Origin of the sequence: Pseudoalteromonas sp. NSLLW218, assembly GCF_015864775.1 — a bacterium.
Taxonomy (GTDB): domain Bacteria; phylum Pseudomonadota; class Gammaproteobacteria; order Enterobacterales; family Alteromonadaceae; genus Pseudoalteromonas.
Genome location: NZ_JADYWO010000008.1, coordinates 235,432 through 260,756 on the forward strand (window position 1 = coordinate 235,432; position 25,325 = coordinate 260,756).

General features: G+C 37.5%; 17 protein-coding genes. 8 read left to right on the forward strand and 9 right to left on the reverse strand.

Going from position 1 to position 25,325, the window contains the following annotated elements; all coding sequences use genetic code 11:
• Positions 1-2: 2 nt before the first annotated feature.
• From nirB to I6E80_RS14215, 6 genes are all read left to right on the forward strand, one after another.
• Positions 3-2,576, forward strand: coding sequence for a nitrite reductase large subunit NirB (gene nirB / locus I6E80_RS14190; protein WP_197185816.1), 2,574 nt, complete (start codon positions 3-5; stop codon positions 2,574-2,576).
• Positions 2,563-2,916 (forward strand): nitrite reductase small subunit NirD, encoded by a 354-nt coding sequence (nirD, locus tag I6E80_RS14195; protein ID WP_002959861.1) that lies wholly within the window; start codon positions 2,563-2,565, stop codon positions 2,914-2,916. The genes nirB and nirD overlap by 14 nt, the downstream gene beginning before the upstream one ends.
• A gap of 11 nt (positions 2,917-2,927) precedes the next feature.
• Positions 2,928-3,791 carry a uroporphyrinogen-III C-methyltransferase gene (cobA, locus tag I6E80_RS14200; RefSeq protein ID WP_197185817.1) on the forward strand — a complete coding sequence of 288 codons (864 nt, stop codon included), beginning with the start codon at positions 2,928-2,930 and terminating at the stop codon, positions 3,789-3,791.
• 274 nt (positions 3,792-4,065) lie between these two features.
• Positions 4,066-5,328 carry a nitrate- and nitrite sensing domain-containing protein gene (locus tag I6E80_RS14205; RefSeq protein WP_197185818.1) on the forward strand — a complete coding sequence of 421 codons (1,263 nt, stop codon included), beginning with the start codon at positions 4,066-4,068 and terminating at the stop codon, positions 5,326-5,328.
• A gap of 280 nt (positions 5,329-5,608) precedes the next feature.
• Complete coding sequence (locus I6E80_RS14210) at positions 5,609-6,802, forward strand: ATP-binding protein (RefSeq protein WP_197185819.1); 1,194 nt, start codon at positions 5,609-5,611, stop codon at positions 6,800-6,802.
• A 58-nt stretch (positions 6,803-6,860) separates the two neighbouring features.
• Positions 6,861-8,576 (forward strand): GGDEF domain-containing response regulator, encoded by a 1,716-nt coding sequence (locus I6E80_RS14215; RefSeq protein WP_197185820.1) that lies wholly within the window; start codon positions 6,861-6,863, stop codon positions 8,574-8,576.
• A 76-nt stretch (positions 8,577-8,652) separates the two neighbouring features.
• Here the strand turns inward: I6E80_RS14215 and I6E80_RS14220 are convergent, their stop codons facing one another.
• From I6E80_RS14220 to I6E80_RS14255, 8 genes are all read right to left on the reverse strand, one after another.
• Positions 8,653-9,102: a response regulator gene (locus tag I6E80_RS14220; protein ID WP_024597980.1), complete on the reverse strand. Its 450-nt coding sequence runs from the start codon at positions 9,100-9,102 to the stop codon at positions 8,653-8,655.
• Positions 9,099-10,553 (reverse strand): ATP-binding protein, encoded by a 1,455-nt coding sequence (locus tag I6E80_RS14225; RefSeq protein WP_197185821.1) that lies wholly within the window; start codon positions 10,551-10,553, stop codon positions 9,099-9,101. Before I6E80_RS14225 ends, I6E80_RS14220 begins: the two co-directional genes overlap by 4 nt.
• Before the next feature lie 129 nt (positions 10,554-10,682).
• Positions 10,683-11,342, reverse strand: coding sequence for an MOSC domain-containing protein (locus I6E80_RS14230; protein ID WP_197185822.1), 660 nt, complete (start codon positions 11,340-11,342; stop codon positions 10,683-10,685).
• 123 nt (positions 11,343-11,465) lie between these two features.
• The gene (locus tag I6E80_RS14235; RefSeq protein ID WP_197185823.1) at positions 11,466-12,398 is read right to left on the reverse strand and encodes an alpha-E domain-containing protein; all 933 of its coding nucleotides are present in this window, start codon (positions 12,396-12,398) and stop codon (positions 11,466-11,468) included.
• A gap of 1 nt (position 12,399) precedes the next feature.
• Complete coding sequence (locus tag I6E80_RS14240) at positions 12,400-13,854, reverse strand: circularly permuted type 2 ATP-grasp protein (RefSeq protein WP_197183420.1); 1,455 nt, start codon at positions 13,852-13,854, stop codon at positions 12,400-12,402.
• Between the two features lie 47 nt (positions 13,855-13,901).
• Positions 13,902-14,780, reverse strand: coding sequence for a transglutaminase family protein (locus I6E80_RS14245; RefSeq protein WP_076926073.1), 879 nt, complete (start codon positions 14,778-14,780; stop codon positions 13,902-13,904).
• Positions 14,777-17,296 carry a circularly permuted type 2 ATP-grasp protein gene (locus I6E80_RS14250; RefSeq protein ID WP_050581850.1) on the reverse strand — a complete coding sequence of 840 codons (2,520 nt, stop codon included), beginning with the start codon at positions 17,294-17,296 and terminating at the stop codon, positions 14,777-14,779. Before I6E80_RS14250 ends, I6E80_RS14245 begins: the two co-directional genes overlap by 4 nt.
• A 112-nt stretch (positions 17,297-17,408) precedes the next feature.
• On the reverse strand, positions 17,409-20,720 hold the full coding sequence (locus tag I6E80_RS14255; RefSeq protein WP_197185824.1) for a DUF2126 domain-containing protein: 3,312 nt from the start codon (positions 20,718-20,720) through the stop codon (positions 17,409-17,411).
• A 1,021-nt stretch (positions 20,721-21,741) separates the two neighbouring features.
• Here I6E80_RS14255 and I6E80_RS14260 point away from each other — a divergent pair.
• Together I6E80_RS14260 and I6E80_RS14265 are read left to right on the forward strand one after the other, a co-directional pair.
• Positions 21,742-22,515: an SHOCT domain-containing protein gene (locus I6E80_RS14260; protein WP_076926071.1), complete on the forward strand. Its 774-nt coding sequence runs from the start codon at positions 21,742-21,744 to the stop codon at positions 22,513-22,515.
• Between the two features lie 69 nt (positions 22,516-22,584).
• Positions 22,585-23,754 carry a putative zinc-binding metallopeptidase gene (locus I6E80_RS14265; protein WP_197185825.1) on the forward strand — a complete coding sequence of 390 codons (1,170 nt, stop codon included), beginning with the start codon at positions 22,585-22,587 and terminating at the stop codon, positions 23,752-23,754.
• Between the two features lie 153 nt (positions 23,755-23,907).
• On the opposite strand, the gene I6E80_RS14270 is transcribed toward I6E80_RS14265, so the two are convergent.
• Positions 23,908-25,227 (reverse strand): hypothetical protein, encoded by a 1,320-nt coding sequence (locus I6E80_RS14270; protein ID WP_197185826.1) that lies wholly within the window; start codon positions 25,225-25,227, stop codon positions 23,908-23,910.
• Positions 25,228-25,325 lie beyond the last annotated feature (98 nt).

The following is a 25,325-nucleotide window of genomic DNA, read 5'->3' on the forward strand; positions in this document are numbered from 1 at the left end:
CTATGCAAACCTCGCAAAAAATACTCATTATTGGTAATGGTATGGTCGGACACCACTTTGTTGAGCAAATGCGCCAAAGCGATGCCAACGCAGACATTACTGTACTTTGCGGAGAAGCAAATCTTGCATACGATCGCGTGTACTTATCAAGTGTATTTGATGGCAAAACCGCCGCCGATTTAGCACTTACCACTCACGACAACTACAAACAGCTTAATATTAATGTGCATACTAGCCAGTGGGTTGAAGGCATTGATAGAACAGCAAAAATAGTGACCACATTAACAGGTGAGCAATACCCGTACGACAAACTTATATTGGCAACAGGTTCATTTCCGTTTGTGCCGCCTATAAAAGGTAACGACCAACTTCATTGTTTGGTGTATCGCACATTAGAAGATTTAGAACAAATAAAAGCCAGTGCGGCTGTAAGTAAAAGCGGTGTTGTTATTGGCGGTGGTTTGTTGGGGCTTGAAGCTGCAAATGCCATTAAGCAACTGGGGCTTGATACCCACGTAGTTGAATTTGCACCACAACTTATGGCTGTTCAACTCGACGGGCAAGGCGGTACGCTACTAAAAAATAAAATAGAAAAACTTGGCGTAACGGTACATACATCAAAGGCAACCAGCGAAATAGTAAAAGGCGAAACGAGTCGCTTTAGATTAAATTTTTCGGACGAAACATTTTTAGAAACAGACCTAATTTTATTCTCTGCCGGTATTCGCCCGTATGATCAGCTAGCTAAAATTGCTAATTTAGAGCTTGGTGAACGCGGCGGTATTATTATTAATAACCAATGCCAAACGTCAGATCCTGATATTTTAGCCATTGGTGAATGTGCCCTGTGGGACAAAAAACTATTTGGTTTAGTTGCACCGGGTTACAACATGGCGCGCGTTGCAGCGAGCCAGTTAAGTGGTGGCGAGCTTGAGTTTTTAGGTGCTGATATGAGCACAAAGCTTAAGTTGTTAGGCGTAGAAGTAGGCTCAATTGGCGACGCTCACGCAAAGACGCCAGACTGTAAAGAACTTATATATCAAGATGCTATTCGCGGCTGTTATAAAAAAATAATACTAAGTGAAAAAGGCGATAAATTACTGGGCGCTGTACTTGTTGGCGATACCAGCGATTACGATACTTTATTACAGTACATGCTTAACGACATGGACTTACCAGAAAACCCTGAGTGTTTAATTTTACCAGACAGCGGCGGCGCGCCGTCGTTATCGGGCAGTGCCCTACCCGACACCGCCACTATTTGTTCGTGTCACAATGTGAGTAAAGGCGACATTGTAGGTGCAATTGATGGCGGCTCGTGCGATTTAGCCTCAGTAAAATCATGCACTAAAGCAGCTAGCGGCTGTGGCGGTTGTGCTGCGTTATTAAAATCTGTTGTTGATAACGAATTAGCAAGTCGTGGTGTTGAAGTAAACAACCATGTATGTGAGCACTTTGCGTATTCACGCCAAGAACTACTGCACATAGTAAAAGTAGAAAGCATTAAAAGCTTTGATGACTTACTAACTAAACACGGTAGCGGTCATGGCTGTGAAATATGTAAACCTGCCATTGCCTCTATTTTAGCTTCAACATGGAACGACTTCATTTTAGAGCCCGCTCATGTTGGCTTACAAGACACTAACGATACGTACCTAGCAAATATGCAAAAAGATGGCTCGTACTCTGTGGTACCGCGTATTGCGGGTGGCGAAATAACGCCCGACAAACTCATTGTAATTGGACAAGTAGCAAAAGATTTTAACCTGTACTGCAAAGTCACTGGCGGTCAGCGTATTGATTTATTTGGTGCACGCTTAGAAGAGCTTCCTGTTATTTGGGAGCGACTTATAGAAGCCGGATTTGAGACCGGTCATGCCTATGGTAAGTCACTCAGAACCGTTAAATCGTGTGTAGGTAGTACGTGGTGTCGTTATGGTGTGCAAGACAGCGTTGGACACGCAATTGAAATTGAAAACCGCTACAAAGGGTTACGTGCACCGCATAAATTTAAAATGGCGGTATCGGGTTGTACCCGCGAATGCGCCGAAGCACAAAGTAAAGATATTGGCATTATAGCCACCGAAAACGGCTGGAACTTATACGTGTGTGGTAATGGCGGTATGCGCCCTCGCCATGCTGATTTATTTGCGACCGATTTAGACACACCAACACTGATTAAATACATTGACCGCGTAATTATGTTTTACATTAAAACGGCTGACAAATTACAGCGTACATCGGTATGGATGGAAAATCTTGAAGGCGGTTTAGACTACCTTAAAAGCGTAGTTATTGACGACAGCTTAGGTATTTGCGACGAGTTAGAAGCGCAAATGGAATTAATTACACAAACCTATGCGTGTGAGTGGAAAAAAGCAATTGAAAACCCAGATGCTGCCAAACGATTCCGCCAGTTTGTTAATAGCCCCGAAACCGACGACAACATTCTATTTGTGCAAGAGCGTAACCAAATTCGCCCTGCTACAGAAGCCGAAAAACGTGAGCAACGTAATACACAAAACCGTATTCCAGTAATGGAAGTTGAAGAGGAGCAAGATGATGTCTTGGCATAATATTGGAACAATCGACAACCTAGTGGCTAATAGCGGCGTATGTGCATTAGTTAATAATCAGCAAGTGGCTATTTTTTACATTCCACAAAATCCAACGGCTGTGTTTGCTATTAGTAACTACGACCCAATTGGCAAAGCTAATGTATTATCACGTGGCATTATTGGCTCAATCGACAATAAATTAGTTGTCGCATCGCCTTTATATAAGCAACACTTTTGCCTAGAAACAGGCGAATGTTTAGAAGCAGAAGCAATACACTTACCGGTTTTTAATGCAAAAATTGAAGATGGAAGTGTATTTATAAGCTCTGAACCAAAAGTTACAACAGCTGTGGCTTAGGGGAAAATAGTATGAGTGTATTGTCTTATTTTTCGGGTATTGAAAACGTGTGGCTAAATAAGCTTGTTGCTAAGTTAACGAGCTCAAATAGTCGCAGTGCTAAAAGCGGCAATGTTTATATAATTGGTGCGGGTCCAGGAGACGCTGAGCTAATTACGGTAAAAGCGCAGCGATTAATTAATACCGCCGATGTTGTTTTATACGATTGGTTAGTAAGCGATGATTTATTAAAAACGCTTCCTAAAAAAGCACAGCGAGTATTTGTAGGTAAACGTGCTGGTAAGCATTCGATGACCCAAGCTAACATTTGCGAACTACTGGTTAAATACGCACAACAAGGCTTAAACGTAGTGCGTTTAAAAGGCGGCGATCCGAGTATATTTGCACGTATTAACGAAGAAGCCGATGCGCTAACTAAGCATAATATTAATTTTGCGATTGTTCCGGGTGTAACAACGGCTTGTGCTACTTCTGCTTATACAGGTATTCCGCTAACAGCACGCGATGTAGCGCGTAGTGTTACATTTTTAACGGCGCAGTTTGCCGATCCTAACAAGCAACCTCATTGGCAAAATTACGCGTTTATGCCAGGAAACAACAACCCTACTTTAGTGGTTTATATGGGGCTTTCGCGCTTACAATCGCTAAGCAACGGTTTGCAATCAGTGTGCTGGCCAAGTAATACACCCATTGCACTAATAGAAAATGCCACTACCACTAAGCAAAAAGTAATTACCAGTACGCTTGAGCATGTTGTAAATGAACATGCTAAACACAACCTTCAAGGCCCTACCCTAATTATGATTGGCGAAGTAATAAATCATAAAATGGCTATCAGCCCAGAGTTACTAAACAGTATTAATGTTAACGCATGATAGATAATGAATAATGCACTTTTCGCGCTTACTACCTCCCCAGGAGTAGGCGCTTTTTTTGTTTTTAATTTGGGTTCAAGTTGTGTGCAATAACATGTTTAAATGCACCAAATAAGTTAAAAGTAATGGCAATTTAAATTATAGAAATACAGTGATAAACAAAAATTATACTTTAAGCAATTGTATTAGCTTGATTTTAAATTCAATGATGAAATTTATTAATGATTGGAACAGTGGTTGCACTTTAAAAACAAAAAAGTGTGGAATAATACCAATGGCGACAAGCAATCCTCTCACAAAACAGTTTTTATTAGCGGCTAAATATCAAGAAATACATGCCCTAAAGCAATTACAAAACAGTTGTGCCTCGCTTACTAAATTAGGCGATTTTGTACACCAGTTACAAAAAGAGCGCGCGATGAGTAATATATTTTTGGCCTCAAATCGCGAGCGATTCAAAAGCCAATTACAAGAGCAGATCCCTTTAAGCAACAGCGCACAAACTGATTTTTATGATTCACTTAAGCAAACATTTATAAACGACAACGCCGATACTGGCCATACTCGGTTATTTAATTTAATTACGTATAGCTTGCAAGCACTCGACGCATTACCCGTCTTGCGAAACCAAATAGCACAACAAAATATTAGTGCAGTGCATGCTACTCAGTCATTCACTCAGTTAATTGCTAGTTTACTCAATATTATTTTAGAGGCAGCCGATGGCGCAAGCGATCCCAAAATAACGCGCTTATTAGTCGCATTTTTTAATTTTATGCAAGGTAAAGAATACGCAGGACAAGAGCGAGCATGTGGTGCTCAAGCATTTGCAGCGAGTAAATTTACCACAGAGCAAAAACAACAACTCGCGCATTTTGTACAAGAGCAAAACCACAGTTTTGACTTTTTTAATGAATACGCCGATGCGCACCTTTTAAAATGTTTTGACACACTAACAACACATCAGGTTAATAATCAGGTAGAGCAACTGAGAAGTTTACTGCAAAAGCTCGATGATGAGAACGCTCAACCGCTCTCACAACTGAGCGAAGTATGGTACGAGGTAACCACTACGCGCATAGATATAATGCATAAAATTGAACAAAATATAGCAGATCAGTTAATTGATACCGCAGCAATGCAAATAGCCTGTGCTCAACGTAGCTTAAATACAAATAAACAGGTACTTAACAATATGGCAGAGCAACACATAGCCCCTACTTTTGGGCAATTAGCTATTAAGCAACCAGAGCCAGAAGTAAGCCAAAACATTGCGGCCGATAAGCTCAATAGTAATAAAAGTATGTACGATTTAATTATCGAGCAAAGCCAACATATTAAACAAATAAACCAAGCGTTACTTGATGCCAAAAAAGTTATTAGTGAGCAAAAAGTTATTCATCAAGCCAAGTACATACTTATTGAGCAATTAAAACTCACTGAAGAGCAAGCCCATAAACAGCTACAAAAACAAGCGATGGATACGCATAAAACCTTATTTAGCGTAGCGCAAAAAATTATACAAATGAGCGATTAAATATGCTCTTTTTATTAGGGCGTGTTGGTGTTTAGTAAGAACACTACCCTACATAATACTTATTTGTCCAGTTACAGACTCCACGCCCAGACTGAATTTTACCTTATTTAAATATAGATTTATAACCTACTAACTATAATAAGGTAAGGCTCTAATTTGGCGTTAATTTTTAAAGTATAATTATTCAACACATTCAAAATAATCAACTACAATAAGTTAATCATTTGTTGCATCTCATTTTAATGAGGCATATTTATTTAATACTGTTGTAGGAGTTTGAATGCCCAATGTAGAGAGTTATATAGAAGGTGTATCATTAATAGATGAGCAGCAATTAACTACCTCTCTTGATAATGACATTCAAACAAGCTTAGAATGCATTGCTGAGCTTGTTTTAAACATTTTTGATACTACCGCACTCTCTATTGTTGCTAACCTGCCTCAACGTATCATTGAGCTATATAAATTCGGTTCAAAAATAACAGTAGCTAAAGAACAACTACCTAATGACGTTTTTAGTGAATCGATTATCGAGTCTAATCCTAAAATATTCAGAGTTATATCGCCTATCATTTTGCCCTCAGGCCTTAAGTTTGGATGGTTTATATTTGACCGAGCAAGTGATTCACTACTTACAGAAAAAGAGCAATCAATCTTAAATAGTTTACAAAAAAACTTTGTAAACCAGTTAATCCAACGTAAAAAACAATTAGAAAAAATAAACAGTTCTAAGTTTCACTCAACAATTTTTGAGCAAAACAAAGAAGACGAAATTGAAAAAGATCGCCTACTCAAAAAATTACAAAAAGTGAGTGATGAACTTGATGAATTTACCAGTATTGCTTCTCACGATCTAAAGTCACCATTAAATGCTATAAAGCGTTTATTAGAGTGGATTTATGATGACTGTAAAGATTTACTCCCTCAAGAGCACCTCGAAAACTTTCAGCTTGTGCTCAGCCGGGCTAATAGAATGCAAGTACTACTAGAGGATTTACTAAGCTACTCAAGAATAAATAGCTGTGATTCAACGCGTGCAAACATATCTTTAGAAAGTATTTACCAAGATGTAGAACAAATTTTAGAAGTTCCACAGACTGTCACTGTTGATATACATGCCAACAACGAAGTACTCGATATACCGCTAATCCCTTTTAAAACTGTTTTTCAAAATCTTATTAGTAATGCAATAAAGCATAACAATAAAGAGCACCCGGTTATCGATATTTCACTTATCCCCTCTAATCAATATTACATTATTGAAATAAAAGATAATGGCCCTGGAATTGACCCTAAATATTTTTCACTCATATTTAAGTTATTTCAAACATTACAATCTCGAGATGACGTTGAAGGTAGCGGCATTGGACTCTGCATTGCCAATAAGCTCATTATTAATTACAGGGGAAAAATTGAAGTAGCCTCCGATGGAAAGCTTGGCAGTACATTCACTATTTATTGGCCAAAATTTTAACTATGAAATTATCAATTATACACGAGCATCATGTTGATGTTGCTCTTAGAAGGAACGTATGAATATTTTAATTGTTGATGATGACTTAGTTGATCGCAAATTAATTAAAAAAATGCTTATTTCAGACGACTCTCAACTTCATAACATCACTGAAGTAACATGCGTTTGCGAAGGGTTAAAAGTAATTGAAAACAACCATTTTGATATAATACTACTTGATTATAATATGCCCAAAGAAGACGGTATTGAAATGCTAATTGAAATGCGCAAAAAACCTAAACTCGGTAATACCGCAATTATTATGATCAGCTCTTCAGAAAATTCAACCTTGGCAATTGAGTGTATAGAAGCCGGTGCTCAAGACTTTTTACCTAAAGGAGATATAACAGGAAGCAGTTTAAATAAGGCTCTTATATATGCAAAAAAACGTTTTGAAGCAGAGCAACGTATGCATAACAGTTATCTTGCTGTTAAGCATATGGCTGAGAGGGATCAGCTTACTGGTTTGTCCAATCGATATCATTTTGAAGAAATACTAAAAGTAATGATAGCCAATAATAAACGTGCTAAAAACTGCGTGGCGTTACTTGCTTTAGATTTAGATAACTTCAAAAATATTAATGATACGCTTGGGCATAGTGTCGGCGACGAAATTTTAATACAAACCGTGCACAGAATTAATAGTTGCCTAAGACAAAACGAAGGATTTGCTCGATTAGGTGGTGATGAATTTGCAGTTATAATAGGTGGGATTTGCAATATTAATCAAATAGGTATGATAGCAAATAGAATTTTAGCTGAAGTGTCAAAACCCTTTTTACATGAAGGTAGAACTTTAAATTGCAGTGTTAGTATAGGAAGTGCTTTATACCCAAACGATGCGACTGAATCGCATGAACTGCTAAAATGCGCTGACATTGCAATGTATCGCTCAAAGCAAAGTGGTAAAAGTAGAATCAGCTTCTACAAAGAGCAATATCAATACGAATTTAGTCGCCGGGTAGATATTCAAAATAGTATAAAAGAGCATATAGAGGAAAAAAACTTTAGGCTTTTTTATCAACCAGTTTACTGTTCAAAAACACAAATAATGACAGGTGTTGAAGCACTGATCCGTTGGCCCGATTCAACCGTTAGTTATACTCCTGATGAGTTTATCCCTATTGCTGAAGAATGTCGCTTAATAGAACCCCTAGGAAAATGGATAATCGCGAGTGCTTTAGAGCAGTTATCTTTGTGGCAGAAAGACTACCAAACGCCGTTAACTCTATCTATCAACATTTCACCTATACAGCTACAAAGAGAGTTTTTACAAACGTATCTATTAAATACAGTCGAAAAATATAATTTAAAAACCAGTAGTATTATTCTTGAAATAACAGAAACAGCTTTTATGGAAAACAGTAAAGAAGTGATTGAGATATTAACTTCTTTATCTGACAAAGGATTTAGGATTGCTTTGGACGATTTTGGTATGGGTTACTCATCCATATCTCACCTTATTTCCTACCCTATTGATATAGTAAAATTAGACAAAAGCATGCAATCGTTAGGCGGGGAAAATAATAAGCGATTAAAAATAATCGAGAGCTTATCTTTAATGCTGAAAAAACTAGATTTTTCTGTAGTAGCTGAGGGTATCGAAACTGAAGCCCAGCATCAGCTATGTAAAAAATTGAATATAGACTACTTGCAAGGTTTTCTATTTTCAAAGCCTATGCCTGCAAACGAAATTAACTTGCTACTAAATAACTATAAAAAACAATTAAGTTAGTAAATGTAACAGTAATATATCGACGACACACAGGCTCAGAAAGCAATAAAAGTTTAGAGTTTTTTAGACCTAATAATCAGCTGTGTTTGTCCAAGTGTTGGCCGATGACAGCCAAGACTTTTTCTTTTAATTCTGCTGCCTGAAAGCTTCCTTTTACAAGGTAACCTTTTACAAAATCGTGTGACATTATAATCTTTTTTTCTTCTTCTCTTTCAGATGAGCTAAACATCATAACAACACACGAGCTTATCTCTATCATCTTTCTTAGTTTAGAAAATTCTTCTAAAAATTGAATACCATTGACTTTTGGCATATTGATGTCCAAAAATATGAGTATTGGAGGAAATCCATCCGGATACTTTATTCTATTAGATTCATAATTTTCTAGAAATTCTAATGCTTCTTGACCATCTTTCTTTTCAAAAATCGTCAGCTCTAATTTAGCCTCTTTAATTAGTCTTTTAAGAATGTACCGGTCAACTTCATTGTCATCGACAATTAATATAGGAGGTTTTATTTTTGTCATGTTAGCTTATCCATTGGTATTATTATTTTAAACGTCGTACCTTCATCAGAGCTTTGCAGTGATACTTCACCATTTAAATACTCAATATGTTTTTTAACCAGCGCCATCCCTAAACCAGAACCCGTACTTGTCTCTGCATGAAATCGCTTAAACATATCAAACACTTCACTTTGATGCTTTTGTGGTATTCCCAATCCGTTATCTGTAACAGTAATAAAAAACGTCTCTTGTTCATTAAAAATATCACAGCGAACATAAGGTGAGTCTTTGTTTCTATCGTAATACTTCAACCCGTTTGAAATTAAGTTTTCAATAATTTGGGCAAAACGTGCTTTTTCTGATTTTATAGGTACTGATAAGTTAATTGTTGTTTCTAGCGTACAAGGATTATCTTTCATGAGCCAAGACAGTCGTTCTTTCATATCAATAATTAACTGATTAAAGTCAATTACATCTCTATCTTCACTACCAATTTCAGCTTTCGCTAACAATAAAATATCAACAACAAGTGTTTCTAATTTTTCCATTTGCTGATAGATAACCAATGCATTTCGGCTTGCCTCCTCTGTGTCTCCCTCTTTTATATCTTCAATAACAAAATGCGCTAGGGATTTAGCCCCTGACAGCGGTGATTTTAGGTCATGGGAAGCCCGATAAGCAAACTGGGCAAGTTCATCATTTGCTTGCTGCAGGGACGCCGTTTGGCTGTTTATAATCTGTTTAAGTTCAATACTGTTTTCAATATTTAAAAGATCATTTTTAACCCGCTGCCTGGCCGCAATAACGAGTGCTTTTAATTCACCCGACGTTTTTATATCAAGTTCATCGTCTAGATTAATATTGCTTTCGGGCTTACTTGATAAAAGTAGAGTTAGATTTCGAATTGAGCTGGATATAGTTCGGGAAAGATAACTTATAAAAAGAATATTAAAAAAAGATATAATTATAACAAGTGGAATTAACGTCATTAGTATAAACGATACTGTTTTTCTAATTGGTTCCTCAAACAGCTCAGTGTTTTTATTAAAGCCACTTAGCGAAGTATTAAGATTTAGTAAAAAAGCGTCTCTACTAAGCTCCCCCTTTTTATACTGTGCAACCGATAATAAGGCTTTATTAGCAATTTCAATATCGTTTTCACAGATTGTTAATGTATGCTCTGTATTAATAACTTTCATAACAGCATAATTTAACGGATTTATTTGTTCAACACACTCAATTGGCTGTTGCCTAATTAACAATATATCCGACTCAATAGTATTTATATCAATGGGGATATTGTTTTCTATTTTTTTAACTGATTTGGTAAGTTGATGAACATATTTTAAATGAAGAAAGTTAAGTTGGTGAAACTTAGCCCCTTTAGCTATTTCAAAGGCAGAATAAACAGTAATGCTTATCTCTGCTGCAGTTAATATTACAATAAGCATCAGTTTTCTTGAAATATTCATATACGACACCTATTTTAGCTACTAACCCAACAATTTTTAAATAACACTATAATAATTATAGTATTTATAACTTTAGGTATAGCAGACTTTATCTTTTTTACTAGGTGATCTATAAATAACAATTTATGATTAGCTTTGTTCGCTTTTTATAGCAAGCTTCTTTGTTAGCTTTTCTTGCCACTCTACAGCAAGCTCTGGCAAAGCTAATGCTTCTAAAAGTATGTCTTCGTAACCTACGTATTTTTTATCAAAAAATGCCTGAAACAGTTTTTTAACTGATATGTCGTGCGAGGCTTTCTTCTCGATAACAACACTATCACCCGTTTTTGCAACGCCTTGCTCTAGTACTCTAAAATACACACCAGTGCAGTAATGCTGCGTAAACAGTTTAAGGCTGTTTGTATTATTAAGCGCGATAGCTAATTTAAAACAGGGTACACGAGGCTGGCTTACTTCAAGCAGTGCAGTACCAATTCGAATATGGTCACCTATGTGTATATTCGCTTCATCTAGGTCAGAAATCGTGAAGTTTTCGCCAAAGGCACCTACTGCCAAATTATCATTCTCGAGGGTTTGTTTCCAATACTCATAATGATTGTGCGAAAAAGCATATACCGCTTTATCTACCCCGCCGTGATTAACTAAATCAGCTTGCTCGTCACCTATAATGTTTAGCTTTTCAATCACTACAGGTTCGTTAGTTGGGGTTTTAAATATTCCTGTTTTCACCTCTTTACCATTATGAATAAGAGTTTTAATTTTGGAAATATTAGTCGAGATGATTTTCATTGCGATACCAACGGATGAGGAAGTAAAAATTAATTATGCAGGTTTTAAAATTATTATAAATAAATTTAAGCAAAAAAATGACCGCTTAAGACTAAGCAGTCATTTCACAATATACAGTTTTTATTATTCTGCTTGTTTTAAAAAATACGTTTCGGCCAGTCCGTTATGTATTCCAGCTAAGTCTATTTGTATTTCATCGATAAAGTCATGCAACAGACCGTTTTTAAGTACTCGTACGTCTTTACTTTCTAACTCAACAATTGCATCATCAATTGATTTAATGATTTCTGTTGAGTTTGGCAAAGGTAAAACCAATGCTTTTAATTCATTCATACAAAATAAAATAGATCGTGGGAATACTTTGCTGTGCATTACAAATTCTATTACATCTGCACGCTGTACTCTAACGCCCATTTCTTGGCGATACATTTGATAAGCACTTAATGAGCGCAATAAACTGATCCACTGAATATTATCAAACGGTTTTACTTCTTCTTCGCTGGTGATTAACGTAGCAGAGCGAATATCTAAAATTCGCGATGTCATATCTGCGCGCTCTATAATCGAACCAAAACGGATAAAAACATAGCCCTGATCATGATTAATTGTGGCATCTAACGCCCCAAATATTTGATGGGCTGAATCTATAATCTTTTTTAAATACTCAAAACGCCCACGCTTTGTTATCCCTTCTTTTTGATTGTCTTTTACATAATAATACAGAGAGTTTATTTCTTCCCATACGTCTCGCGGTATTACATCACGAATTGTACGCGCGCTTTCTCTGGCAGAAGTGATAGAGTTTAAAATTGACGAGCTATTATCACTACCAACAAGTAAATACCTTAATGCTTTTTGCTCAGAAAAATCAGTATGGTTTTCTGAATACGCTTTGCGTACACCAATAATATCAATTAATGGCTCCCAGCCGGTACATACGCCTTTGGGTAAGTCCATCATCAGTAAATTGTTAACGTTGATTAAACGAGCTACATTTTCCGCACGTTCAATGTATCGAGATACCCAATATAAAGTTTCGCCTACTCTTGATAACATATTATTTAGCCTCTTCGTCAACAATCCAAGTATCTTTACTGCCACCACCTTGTGATGAATTAACCACCAAAGAGCCTTTAACCATAGCAACACGCGTTAATCCACCAGTGGTAACTTGCGTATCTTTACCTGATGATAAAATAAACGGTCTTAAATCGGTATGTCGGCCATCTGGTTTATTGCCATCAAATGTTGGTACTGTTGATAAATCTAATGTTGGTTGAGCTACCCAGTTTCGTGGGTCCGCTTTAATTTGAGCAATACACGCTTCTTGTTCTTTTTTGGTTGATTTAGGGCCAATTAATAGCCCGTAGCCACCAGACTCATTTGCTGGTTTAACAACAAGCTTATCAATGTTTTTAATAACATGGTCGCATTCTTTCGGGTCCAAACATTTGAACGTTGGGACATTAGCAAGTTTAGCTTCCTCGCCTAAGTAGTACTTAATCATCTCAGGTACATAGGCGTAAACTACTTTGTCATCAGCAACGCCTGCACCTGGTGCATTAACCAAAGCGACATTACCTTTAGACCAAGCGCGCATTAAACCTGGAACGCCCAGTTGAGAGTCAGGTAAAAAGACTTCTGGGTCTAAAAATAAATCATCAATACGGCGATAAATAACATCAACTCGTTGTAGCCCTGTGATTGTTCTCATGTATACACAATCATCTTTTTCAACAACTAAGTCCCGTCCTTCTACCAGTTCGCAACCCATTTCTTGGGCAAGATAACAATGTTCAAAATAAGCGGAGTTAAATACCCCTGGCGTAAGTACCACAACTTCTGGTTTATCTTGTGGACGAGGCGACATTGCCGCTAGCATATCAAATAATTGTGAGGGGTAATCATCAACAGGTAAAATCGACACTTGCTCAAATAATTCAGGGAATACACGCTTCATTACAGAGCGATTTTCAAGCATATAAGATACACCAGAAGGAACACGCAGGTTATCCTCAAGCACATACATAGTACCACTACCATCGCGTACTAAATCTGAGCCACAAATATGCGCCCATATCTTATTTGGCGGGTTTATACCCACGCATTGCTGACGAAAGTTAACTGATTTTTCTAGCAACCCTTTTGGAAAAACACCATCTTTTATTATTTTTTGGTCGTGGTATAAATCATCTATAAAAAGGTTAAGCGCTTCAACACGTTGCTTTAAACCAACCTCTACGCTTTGCCATTCTTTTTTACCAATAGTTCGCGGAATAATATCAAATGGCCAGGCTCTATCAATCATATTACCTTCGTTGTAAACCGTGAAGGTAATACCCATTTCTTTAATTGCTAAATCAGCAACCGCTCTGGCCTTTACTAATTCTTCTGCTGATAAATTAGCAAAAAATTGTGCTAATTGTTTACCATGCGATCTAACGTTTCCTTGTGCATCAATTAATTCATCAAAGAAACCATTTGTTTGGTACGCTTTCCAATCAATTTTCATACACTCTTTCACCTTATCCATCATAATATATGACGTAGTTAAACTGCCTATTCCATTCGAATCATATCAACCGCTACATCCAGCAATTGACTACCGCCACCAAATACCACTCCTTTTAAAGGAGTTACGTCAGAAAAGTCTCGCCCTACGGCTAGAGTAATATGCTGATCGCGTGGTAAAACATTATTTGTAGGATCAAAATCAACCCAACCAAAGTTTGGCACAAATACCGCAAACCATGCATGAGTTGCATCAGCACCTTCTAGCTTTTCTTCGCCTTCTGGCGGCATGGTTTCTATGTACCCACTAACGTATCGACCCGCTAATCCCACACTGCGTATGCATGCAAGCGCAAAGTGTGCAAAGTCTTGGCAAACGCCCCTTTTTTGTGCAAAAACAGTACTTAGAGGCGTACTAATCGTTGTAAAACCAGGATCATAATGAAATTCATGAAAAATTCGTGCCATTAAATCTTTGCATGCAGAAATTATATTTTTGTGTGCATCAAACGAAATCAATGCGTATTCCTTAATCCCTATATCTATTGGAATAAGCTGTGAAGGTAGTACAAATTCAGACGTTTTTAATAATTCCGCTGTATTTGGTTTAACCAATAAATCACGTACTTTTCGCCAAGCAATATCAACGCTCTCTAAATTGCTATTAGCGCCGACTAACAGTTCTACCTCGCTGATCATCGTAACTTTAAGTTTTTTATGCTGTATTGCTATTTCAAACGCTGTTACTTGATTATTAAAATAATCAGTAAATGTTTGTAAGTAAGTCGGTGTAGGTTCTATTTCTACACGACTACTGTGGCATATTTGCCCACGATTTGTTTTTGGCGTTAATCGCGCTTGGTTTTGACACAAACTCACAAAGTCAGAATAGTTGTAAGTAGTTGAATGCTTAATTTTATATTTCACGATTGAGCTTGCTCAATATTAGTCCAGTTCAATTTATTTGCCGTTTGGGTATGAGAAAAATACTGTAGTAATAATACATCACAAAATGTATCTAAGTTCATACGCGTATTATGGTTAAATTCGATTAACTGGTTACGTTGTCCATTTTCACTTTTTTGTAGGTAATCTTTTTCGGTTACATAACAACTTGTTTTAGATAGTAAAATTGCTTTTTCGTGTGCCGCAATTACACCTTGTCTACGCTTTGTGGGTAAATGCTTACACAACTTATTAATTTCCTCTAACTGAAATAATAAAGAACGTGGGTATTCTGCATCTAAAAGTAATAACTCAAGCCCTGTACCAATGGTTTGATACATTCTGTATCGGCGCTTATGGGTAACTAAACTAACTTGGCAGCTAAGCACAGCCTCAAGTAAGCCTAGCTCTTCGGGCTCGTCTAACTCTTTGGTTAATAAAGCAGTACTTAGTGATGTAATTTGTAAGCTACGCTCTACTCGTCTACCCATTTCGAGTAAAAACCAGCCGTTACTATTTGGCATACAATCTGTGATTGAGCCATTAAAAGCCATAATAGAGCCTATAACTCTATCTAGGCTGCTTTGCATTGCACGCGTTGGAATATTAATATTTACATTTTTAAATATCTTAATTTGCTCACTAATATCATCAATTATTCGGCGACTATCATGGGACAGTAATTCTTGAATTTGCACCGACGCATTCGCAATATATTTTAATGTATTAATAATACTGCCAGCGCATTGCTCGTCTGCAAGCAGTTGAAAAGCGGTTTCTTTCGACAGATTTACATCAATGCCATCTAGTTTTAAATCAGGTTCTACATATGGATAAACAATATATTGCGACTTAATAGCATTTGAAAGCCGTGCAACTATACTTTTTCGTATTGAATCTGGGTAAACAGAAAACTCGGTGTACTTGTCTATAAAAATACGCAAAATACGGATGGTGTTTTCGCAGCGCTCTAAGTATCGACCTAACCAAAAAAGATGCTCAGCCGTGCGGCTCGAAATAACCCCTTCGAGTAGCGTTACATCCATTCTTTTTCTAATGGGTACCGGTGGATTATGCTCGCCTAAATCAACTCTATCGGCTGTATTTATCCATGTATCTTTGATCCAACCAGATACTCTTGGGTTGTTACTTTTTTCGTTTGAAAAGCACAGTGCTGAAGGAAGTACTTCTACACCATTTTCTGTGGTTAATGCATAACACCTAAACACCACTGGCTTGGAGATTAATTGCCCGTCATGCCAAAATGGTGCACTGCTAAAAGAAGGCTTTTCTTGGAAAAAGTAATTATCGGGTTCTTTGCTAATAAGTAGCTTTATTTCTTGCTCGTCCAACACTCCATCTAACTTGAGTGTAGGGTCTATAGCTGATAGTAGTTCGAGGTTATTCCAATCAACGGCTTGCGCTTCTTTTACATTTAAGTAATTTGGCTCACCCAACAACAGCGGCTGTTTTAAAATCTGCTGCGATAACTTTTCTAAGTTGCACTTTATTGAAGGTGACGAGAGCACACCACTACCAAACGGGTTCAAAACCTTAACCGACCCTTGTCGTACCGATTGTAATAAGCCCGGAATACCATGAAGTGAATATTCAGTTTGCTCTAAAGAATCAATACAACGATCAGAAACCCAGCGTAAAATGACATTAATCTTACCCAAACCTTGTAACGATTTTAAACAAACGTCACCACCACGCACGGTTAAGTCAGCGCTTTGTACTAATGTATAACCAAAGTAGGTAGATAGAAATGCATGCTCGTTGTAGTTAGGGTCATCAATTCCTTGGGTTAAAATTACAATTCGTGGGTCATCCATATAGTGGGTATATTCATTAATACCCTCTTGGAATAGATTTAGAAATTCTTTAATTTGCTGAACATTACATTCTGCAAATTCTTCAGCCATTACACGCCTTGCAATAATACGGCTTTTAATTAATAGCCCTAAGCCTAACGGGCACTGACAATGATCGCTTAATACTTTAAATTCGCCTGTAGGCGTGCGGTAAACATCTAATGCAGTAAAAAAAAGTGTTAATTCGTTACTAGGTAAACTAAAACCTTCGCGTAAGTAATTAGGGTCTTGAAAAAGCTGCTTTGCAGGAATGTGACCATCAACTAAAAGAGTTTGATCACCGTAAATATCTTGCTGAATTTTATTTAATAAAAGGGTTCTTTGTTTTATTCCCTCTTCAAGCAACGTCCAATCAGCTTTTGATAACATAAACGGCAACGGGTCGAAGTGCCATTGCTTATTGCTTTCATTTTTAATATTGCCATTTTGTAGTAATTGGCTAATTTCTGTAGCGCGGCTACTAACATCATCTGCTGTTAGGCTAGCTAAACGCTTAAATAAAGTATCCCAATGTTCTGGGTTTAAACCACTGTGGTTTGCTAATTCATCATGTCCATGTGATTTATCAAGGTATAAAGACAACCACTCAGGCAATTCCGGCATCGCGTTATTGTTAATATACAAGCTGAAAGTGCTCCAATTTATAGTAAATAGCCGTGTTCATAATGATGCTTTAAAAATATTTAGTCATTCCACTTTAAATAATTTCAAAGTGGAATGACACAACTATCAATTATTATTTAAAGTTAGGCTGCCTGCGTAAATCCAAGGTATTTGGATAATCAGGGTTACTACTTTCTTCATCAGGTACTACGTATTCACTTGCGCTTTGCGCCGACTGAAAACTATGCGTAACCGCCGATGGGCTCCAGCTTGGTTCTGCTGATGCAAGTAAAGACGGTGTATGCCCATGCTCCCAAAATCTTGCGACTCTGCGCCCTTCTGCTTCAAATGCATTAACCGGTAGCGTTTCAGGATTACGCCCACCGGCATGGCTCACATGATATACAAAGCCTCCAACTGAACGTCCTTCCCACGTATCGATTAAATCAAAAACTAATGGTGCATGTACGCCAATAGTTGGGTGAAGCGCTGTAGGTGGTTGCCAAGCTCGGTATCGTATACCCGCGACCATTTCATCCTTTGCTTTACCTTTAACCGATTTAAGCGGCACTCTTCGACCATTACACGTTACAACATAGCGGTCGCTCATTGTTCCTTGTACTTTTATCTGTACTCTTTCTAATGACGAATCTACATAGCGCGCCGTACCCGACGCACTTGCCTCTTCGCCTAGTACATGCCAAGGCTCGATTGCGGTTCTAAGCTCAAGTGTAACGTTATCAAGTTCTCGCGTACCACACACCGGAAATCTAAATTCAAAAAATGGATTTAACCAACTTAACTGAAATTGAAAGCCTGCCTGTTGTAAATCGCGGCTTACTTCAGCTAAATCGTTTTCTACATATTGTGGCAATAAAAACTTATCGTGTAACTCTGTACCCCAACGTATTAATGGCTTGTGGTAAGGTTTTTTCCAAAACCAAGCAAGTAAAGTACGCAACAGCAGCATTTGCACTAAGCTCATTTGTGAATGCGGAGGCATTTCAAAGCCTCTAAATTCTACAATCCCTAAACGACCTGTGGCTGAGTCGGGTGAATAAAGCTTATCTATACAAAACTCTGCTCTGTGCGTATTACCCGTTAAATCCACTAATAAATTACGAAGTAGCCTATCAACTAACCAAGGTTCAGGCACCTCACCTTCGGGCATATGCGAAAAGGCAATTTCTAGCTCGTATAAAACTTCATCACGGGCTTCATCCACTCGCGGTGCTTGGCTTGTAGGACCAATAAAAAGCCCCGAAAATAAATACGATAAACCAGGATGGTGCTGCCAATAGGTAATAAAACTTCTTAAAATATCGGGTCTGCGTAAAAATGGGCTTTGCTCAGGTGTTTCACCACCCAGCGTTACGTGGTTACCACCACCAGTACCAGTATGACGACCATCTGCCATAAACTTATCGGTACCTAATCGGCATTCTTTTGCTAAACCATATAGCGTTGTAGTTCGACTGACTAATTGATCCCACGATGTTGAAGGATGAATATTTACTTCAATAACACCTGGATCTGGCGTTACAGCGTATTTTTCTACGCGACTATCTTTAGGTGGGCTATAGCCTTCAATAACAAGCGGCATTTTAAGTGTTTTAGCCACACCTTCTATACTACTGATTAAACCCATGTAATGTTCAAAATGACTTGTTGGTGGCATAAATATGTATAAACGCCCCTCTCTCACTTCCATTACAAGGGCGGTTTTAACCATTTCTTTGCCAATAAAGCCTTTTTTAAGCTTTTTAGCTTTGCCAAAGTTTTCAGGAATATCAAACGGGTCGCGGTCAATAATATTGCCGCTCCATTCAAGGCTATCTAAAGGCAAGCGATACCCCATTGGGGATTCACCAGGTAATAAGAAACAATTGCCTCGTTTAAATTCCCACGTACACGACTGCCAGCAGTTTTTGCTATCGTTCCATTTTAAAGGGAGAACATAACCAACTGGCTTTTCTATCCCTTTATCCATTTTAGCTAAAAAGCCTTTTCGGCTCATTGCATGGAGAAGCTCCGGCTGATCTGGCTTTATTTCGGTAGGTAATGAGGCTTCTTGCCACATGTGATATAAAATATCTTCATAAGCTGTAGTAAGTGCCTTGGTTTCAAGACCAAGTGAGTCACATAGTTTATCAGCAAACTTTTTAGTATCGGTATGATCAAATTTATAGTCTTTATTAGGATCGGCTAATAGTGCGGCATCTTGCCATAAAGGCTCGCCGTCTTTGCGCCAATAGCACGCATATTGCCAACGTGGTAATGGCTCACCCGGATACCATTTACCTTGTCCGTAATGAGTAAAGCCACCTTTTGTGTATACTTTATTCATTTCTACAAATAAATTTTGAGCTAATATTCTTTTTTCTTTGCCATCGGCATCAGTATTCCACTGAGGATGTTCCATATCGTCAATAGAAATAAACGTAGGCTCGCCACCCATGGTTAAATGTATATTTTCTTCATTATAAACATTGTCAACGTGCTGACCTAAGCGATTAATTGCCGCCCACTGCGCCTCAGAATATGGCTTAGTTACACGTGGGTCTTCGTGTACACGCGTTACTTTATTATAAAAGCTAAACTCCGATTTACAGTCATCTATACCGCCTGTAACCGGCGCCGCCGAGCTTGGCTCTGGCGTACATGCCAATGGAATATGCCCTTCACCGGCAAATAAACCCGAGGTAGGATCAAGCCCTATCCACCCTGCACCAGGAATATACACTTCGGTCCATGCATGCAAATCGGTAAAGTCTTCTTCTGGACCACTTGGACCATCTAATGATTTTTGATCTGATGTTAGCTGTACTAAGTAGCCCGATACAAATCGAGATGCCAACCCTAAATGACGAAACAGTTGTACTAACAACCAAGCAGAATCACGACACGAACCTGTTTTTTTACTTATTGTTTCGTTCGGTGTTTGTACGCCAGGTTCTAAACGAATGCCATAACCAACTAACTCATAAATAGCTTGATTAACAGCGACTAAAAAATCAACGCTTCTAAGCGGCTCTTTAGGGTTTAAAGATTCAATTAACTCTTTAAATTTTGGACTGGCTTTGCGTTTTTTTAAATAAGGAGCGAGCTCTGACTTTGAAATAGCATCGTAAACAAATGGGAAGTTTTCGGCATAATCTTCTAAAAAGAAATCAAAAGGATTAATAACCGTTAATTCGGCGACCAAATCGACCGTAAAACTAAATTCGGTGGTTGGTTTGTTAAAAACCACCCTTGCTTGGTAATTACCAAAAGGGTCTTGTTGCCAATTTATATAATGATCTTCTGGTACTATTTTTAAAGAATAGCTTTTAATTTTAGTACGGCTATGTGGCGCGGGACGTAAGCGGAATATATGCGGTCCCATATTAACTGACCGGTCGTATTTATACTGAGTATGGTGCGAAATCCCAACTGTAATTGTCATCTATTAATTCCCCTTTAATAATATATGGCCACAATATAACGCTAAAAATATTGCTTGACCTAACTCGCTTGTGCAATTTTTATACCAAAAAACTTACTAAAGTAGTACTGTTCATCCACTCGCGGCTATTGCACAAAGCAACGTTATGCATAAAGGTTTTGACCTAATTAATAGGAAAAACACACCAATTCAATAAATAGTAAACTTAGTGTGATTTAGACCATCGATTTTAGATTATTAATGGTGCAGAAAACGCACCAAAATAGAGCTTCAAAATAACTTACAATTAAATCCTGTTAATTTAAAATATTGAAATAAAACAAATATATTTAGATTTTTTAAAATACTCACTGCGTTATTTATACCGCTAAACTGATATAATTAAAAGGATTTATTTAGAGTTTAAAAATCATTCAAAGTAATTATTAAATAGTAAGAAATAGTTCACGATAAAGCTGCTGTTAAAGTAAGTAACGGTGCTATACTAGATCGATTTTTAACCGCTTACGTTACAGCAAAACTAACAATCTCTATGAGATAAAACAAGCAACTTTTAATACATAGATGCTTACTTTAAAGATTAGCTTTGCAGTGGTGTGTTTTCATTTCAGACAAAACAGAACTCGTCCAATTTGAAAGACCAGCACATCTCACTAACCTGTTAATTTTTCATTATCATCAAAGCTAAAGGTAATGCAGCACTAGGGCGTGTTGTTCTTTGGTGGTTGAATTTGCAGCAGTATGTTTGGTATTTAAGCAAGGCAGAGTCTATGATGTGTGGTTGTTCCCCATACATAGGCGATAACGCAGCATAAATGCCAAACATGCGCTGCCCCTGGGTTCTTTCTAGGGACGATTGACTCTTTGTTGCTCGGTTTTTACTTAGCCCACTAGGTTACAAACCTCGCGCCGCGATTAAATCGCCCCTATATTGAACAAATTTCAATCCCAAAAATCAACACGCCCTAGCGTATTTAAGATTTTTTAAATCAACCCAATCTACCTAATAGGATATTCTCTTATGCAAAAGCTAACAGATGTCGGTGAAAACTTAGTTAATGGTATAGCATCTCGTTATAACCTCAGTCACGATGCAGTAATACACATGTTAGTTAGCGTTAATAACGGCGGTTGCTCAATGGCACAGTTTAATTGCCCAGAGCTTGGTGGTTCTGGTCAATGGATGCGCGGCGGAATGACAATGGTTGGCGACATGTTTAACAACGGCTTAAAATCAACCGTTGATAACTTGTGCAACGAACTTGCTAATATATTGAGCAATAACCAAATATTTCCGGTTATTCCTGCAGGAACGCCTGGTAGCAATCAGTGGTGGCCAGGTAATCTAGGCAGCCCGTTTAGCAGTGGTGCACAAAATAATATTCGTTACGCTATATTCCCTAATCGCTTAGCCGTTGAATTAAATGGGCAAGTGAGCGTATACGACACTTTAGATCATAATATTGGTGGTGTAAGCCAACAGCAAGGCAATAATACCTCTCTTACATTTAACAGTCAGTGGGGGACGATTAATGTAAATACCCTGCCATTACTTTCAGGGCAAGCGCCAACGACTCCAGAACCACAAAAAGACTTTACACAGCAAGTAACGCAGCCCAATTTTGCATCATTAACGCCTAGCCAAATTGAAGCACCTGTTAATAATACAACGGGGCAATACTCGGTAGACGAAACACTTCAAATTATTGAAAAGTTAGCACAACTACGCGATTCAAATGCGTTGAGTGATGATGAATTTAATATTAAAAAGTCTGAACTTTTAAAAAGGATTTAACCACTATCCTCCAATAGCATAACGCTCAATAAAAGTGGTTTATACGGTCTCTTTTTTATTCGGTAACATATGAAAACATTTAAATGTAATTGCACAGAACAACTTATTTTATTTTTTGAAAGCAGCCATTGTTTGGCTTGTGGCAGAACCGTTGGTATAGATGATGAGTTCGATCAAGTTGAACCCTATGAAATTGATGAACAATCGGGTCTATTTTACAAAGCAGAAGCGCCTGACGTTTTTTATAAAAAATGTGATAACAATGCTCAGTACCACGTTTGTAATGGTATGGTTAATTTAGATACATTTATACCCGTTGCCGATAAAGACGAAGTGCTGTGTTTTTCATGCCGCTTTAATGAAACGGTGCCCGATTTAAGCATTATCGGGCATATTCCATTGTGGAAAAAAATGGAAACGGCGAAGCGTCGCGCTTTATATACTCTAAAATCGTTATCGCTCCCCTTAAATACTATTATTCAAGAACCTGAAAGCGGATTAAGCTTCGACTTCATAACTGACCGTAACGTGAGCGATCACTTTGTAAGCCCAATTATAGGTCAAGACGTTGTATTTACAGGACACGACTGTGGCCATATCACTATAAATCTAGCCGAGGCAGACGACGTAGCACGCTCTCAAGCTAAAATAGCGATGGGTGAGCGTTACCGTACTTTACTTGGTCATTTTCGCCATGAACTTGGTCATTATTATTTTGATCAACTAATCGCAAATTCACCAAAAAAACATGCTTTATGTAAGCAATATTTTGGTGATGATGAATTAGATTATCAACAAGCGCTCGATACTCATTACAAACAAGGCGCTCCTGCTAACTGGCATGAAACCTTTATTAGTGAATACGCTACCATGCACCCTTATGAAGACTGGGCAGAAACATGGGCGCATTACATGCACATTATCGATACGCTTGAAACGGCTAAAAACTTCTCAATTACCGGCTCTACAACTGGCAATGAATTTGAGCTAGACGAAGCAGACGAGCTTCGATTGCCACAAAGTGCTTATTACTTTAATTCACAAACATCGATTGATGCTATTTTAGATACTTGGATGGAATTTTCGATCATTCTAAATTCGCTAAATCGCAGCATGGGACTTGCCGATGCCTACCCATTTGTATTAACTCAAGCAGTGCGAACTAAGTTATCTTTCATCCATCATGCTATCCATAACAAGCTCAATTTAATACCTGATTTGAGCATTGGAAAAGTGTAATAAAGTAAGCTCAGTCCAAAAACATTTTAATAGAGCCATTTATTCTTGCTATGACTTTTCATGCGTAGGTAAGTGGCTTTTTTATTATGCGCAAAGCCGTAAAAATAAGAGTCTAAAAATAGTATATCCTCCTACTTTCTCGCTAAATCTCTATTAGCTTGTCATCGCGAGGTTATTCTTGAGTCGACTTATGATTTTTTCTTGGTAAGTACTAACTGTAGAAAACTTTTGTATTGATACAAATAAGCCAGTTAGTTTTTCATTTGATATATCAGAGATATTAACCCCTTTATATAAAATAGGCGCATTATTTTGTCTGGTTAAATTATTCGACAGTAAAATGTTCAATTTTACTGTACGTGCTAACTCTTCTTGATGCAGAAAAAATTCTCTTAAATGTGTGCTAACAATATTGGCTGGTTTTGATCTGTCTATCATTAAAATTTCGTCAATTAGTCGGTTTAACCTGCTGCGAGACTCTATTGCTTCGTCGAGAATATCTAACCAATTAAGTTCGCTATTTGATAGTAAAGCTAAAAAATATACCGTACGTGCTTTATTGTAATTAATAAAACCAGGCCACATAACATCTTCGCTAGATACTTTAAGTGCTTTATCAAACTGCTCAGCGGCAGATTTAAGATACATACTTACTTCTTCAAGTATTGATGGTTCTATAGTGTTAATATTTTTTTGAGCCAATTCTAAACCATCAATAGACAAAATATCTACAGAGTTCATATTTAGCGACTCTCGCAGCAAATGCATGCCTTTTTTGTTGTAATACAAACCTAGGTAATTGTGGTAAATGGTTTTTGTAACTGGATTACGAAGAATTGGACCTCTGACATGAAGTAAGTCTGCATGAATATTAAAATTATCATCAGCCACAAAACTTTGGTAAGACACAACAGCTTTAAATAGCTTTATCGTTTCCGTTATTTGAATTGAATTACCTTTACTCACCGAGTGCAATATTTCACAGCGCCTATCAACTTCTGACAAAATTGTATCCATACGCTTTTTATAAAGCACTTTGTTAGTTTCTGATGCATTAAAAACAGCTGGAAATAAAACAATTAGGTCAATTATATATTGCAGGGTATCGGCAAAAAGAACGGCGGTTTCTGACTCTTTTTTTAGTTTATGCTCAATAGAGTCAAAAATTTCTTTCTCTAGTGTATTTTCATCTTGGGACTTAAACTGGTTAATCAACTCTGGAAGTGAGGTTACGTAATTTTCATTATCTAAAATGTTACCTTCCATTTTGCTAATATTATTTACACTATCAATTGATGTATATGTTCTAACAGTAATAAATAAAGCTAATACGGCTATACAAAAGCTTACTGTTGATATGGTAAAGCTTAGTAAATCTTTACCTTCTTTTAAATCATATACCCATACAGCAAGAAAAGCTGAAAGTAGAACAAGTAATAATATTGTAAAATATAACATTTTTGATGTGCGCATATGTCTTCCAGACTTGGGTCGAGCTAACAATCTAATATTGCTGATTTATAACACGAAAAACGCAGACTTCACACGCAAACTGAGAGTTACATAAGTTA

Excerpts from the sequence above, each read along its gene's own strand:
- nirB (WP_197185816.1), top strand. The coding sequence starts at position 3 with ATGCAAACCTCGCAAAAAATACTCATTATTGGTAATGGTATGGTCGGA.
- nirD (WP_002959861.1), top strand. The coding sequence starts at position 2,563 with ATGTCTTGGCATAATATTGGAACAATCGACAACCTAGTGGCTAATAGC.
- cobA (WP_197185817.1), top strand. The coding sequence starts at position 2,928 with ATGAGTGTATTGTCTTATTTTTCGGGTATTGAAAACGTGTGGCTAAAT.
- I6E80_RS14205 (WP_197185818.1), top strand. The coding sequence starts at position 4,066 with ATGGCGACAAGCAATCCTCTCACAAAACAGTTTTTATTAGCGGCTAAA.
- I6E80_RS14210 (WP_197185819.1), top strand. The coding sequence starts at position 5,609 with ATGCCCAATGTAGAGAGTTATATAGAAGGTGTATCATTAATAGATGAG.
- I6E80_RS14215 (WP_197185820.1), top strand. The coding sequence starts at position 6,861 with ATGAATATTTTAATTGTTGATGATGACTTAGTTGATCGCAAATTAATT.
- I6E80_RS14220 (WP_024597980.1), bottom strand. The coding sequence starts at position 9,102 with ATGACAAAAATAAAACCTCCTATATTAATTGTCGATGACAATGAAGTT.
- I6E80_RS14225 (WP_197185821.1), bottom strand. The coding sequence starts at position 10,553 with ATGAATATTTCAAGAAAACTGATGCTTATTGTAATATTAACTGCAGCA.
- I6E80_RS14230 (WP_197185822.1), bottom strand. The coding sequence starts at position 11,342 with ATGAAAATCATCTCGACTAATATTTCCAAAATTAAAACTCTTATTCAT.
- I6E80_RS14235 (WP_197185823.1), bottom strand. The coding sequence starts at position 12,398 with ATGTTATCAAGAGTAGGCGAAACTTTATATTGGGTATCTCGATACATT.
- I6E80_RS14240 (WP_197183420.1), bottom strand. The coding sequence starts at position 13,854 with ATGAAAATTGATTGGAAAGCGTACCAAACAAATGGTTTCTTTGATGAA.
- I6E80_RS14255 (WP_197185824.1), bottom strand. The coding sequence starts at position 20,720 with ATGACAATTACAGTTGGGATTTCGCACCATACTCAGTATAAATACGAC.
- I6E80_RS14260 (WP_076926071.1), top strand. The coding sequence starts at position 21,742 with ATGCAAAAGCTAACAGATGTCGGTGAAAACTTAGTTAATGGTATAGCA.
- I6E80_RS14265 (WP_197185825.1), top strand. The coding sequence starts at position 22,585 with ATGAAAACATTTAAATGTAATTGCACAGAACAACTTATTTTATTTTTT.
- I6E80_RS14270 (WP_197185826.1), bottom strand. The coding sequence starts at position 25,227 with ATGCGCACATCAAAAATGTTATATTTTACAATATTATTACTTGTTCTA.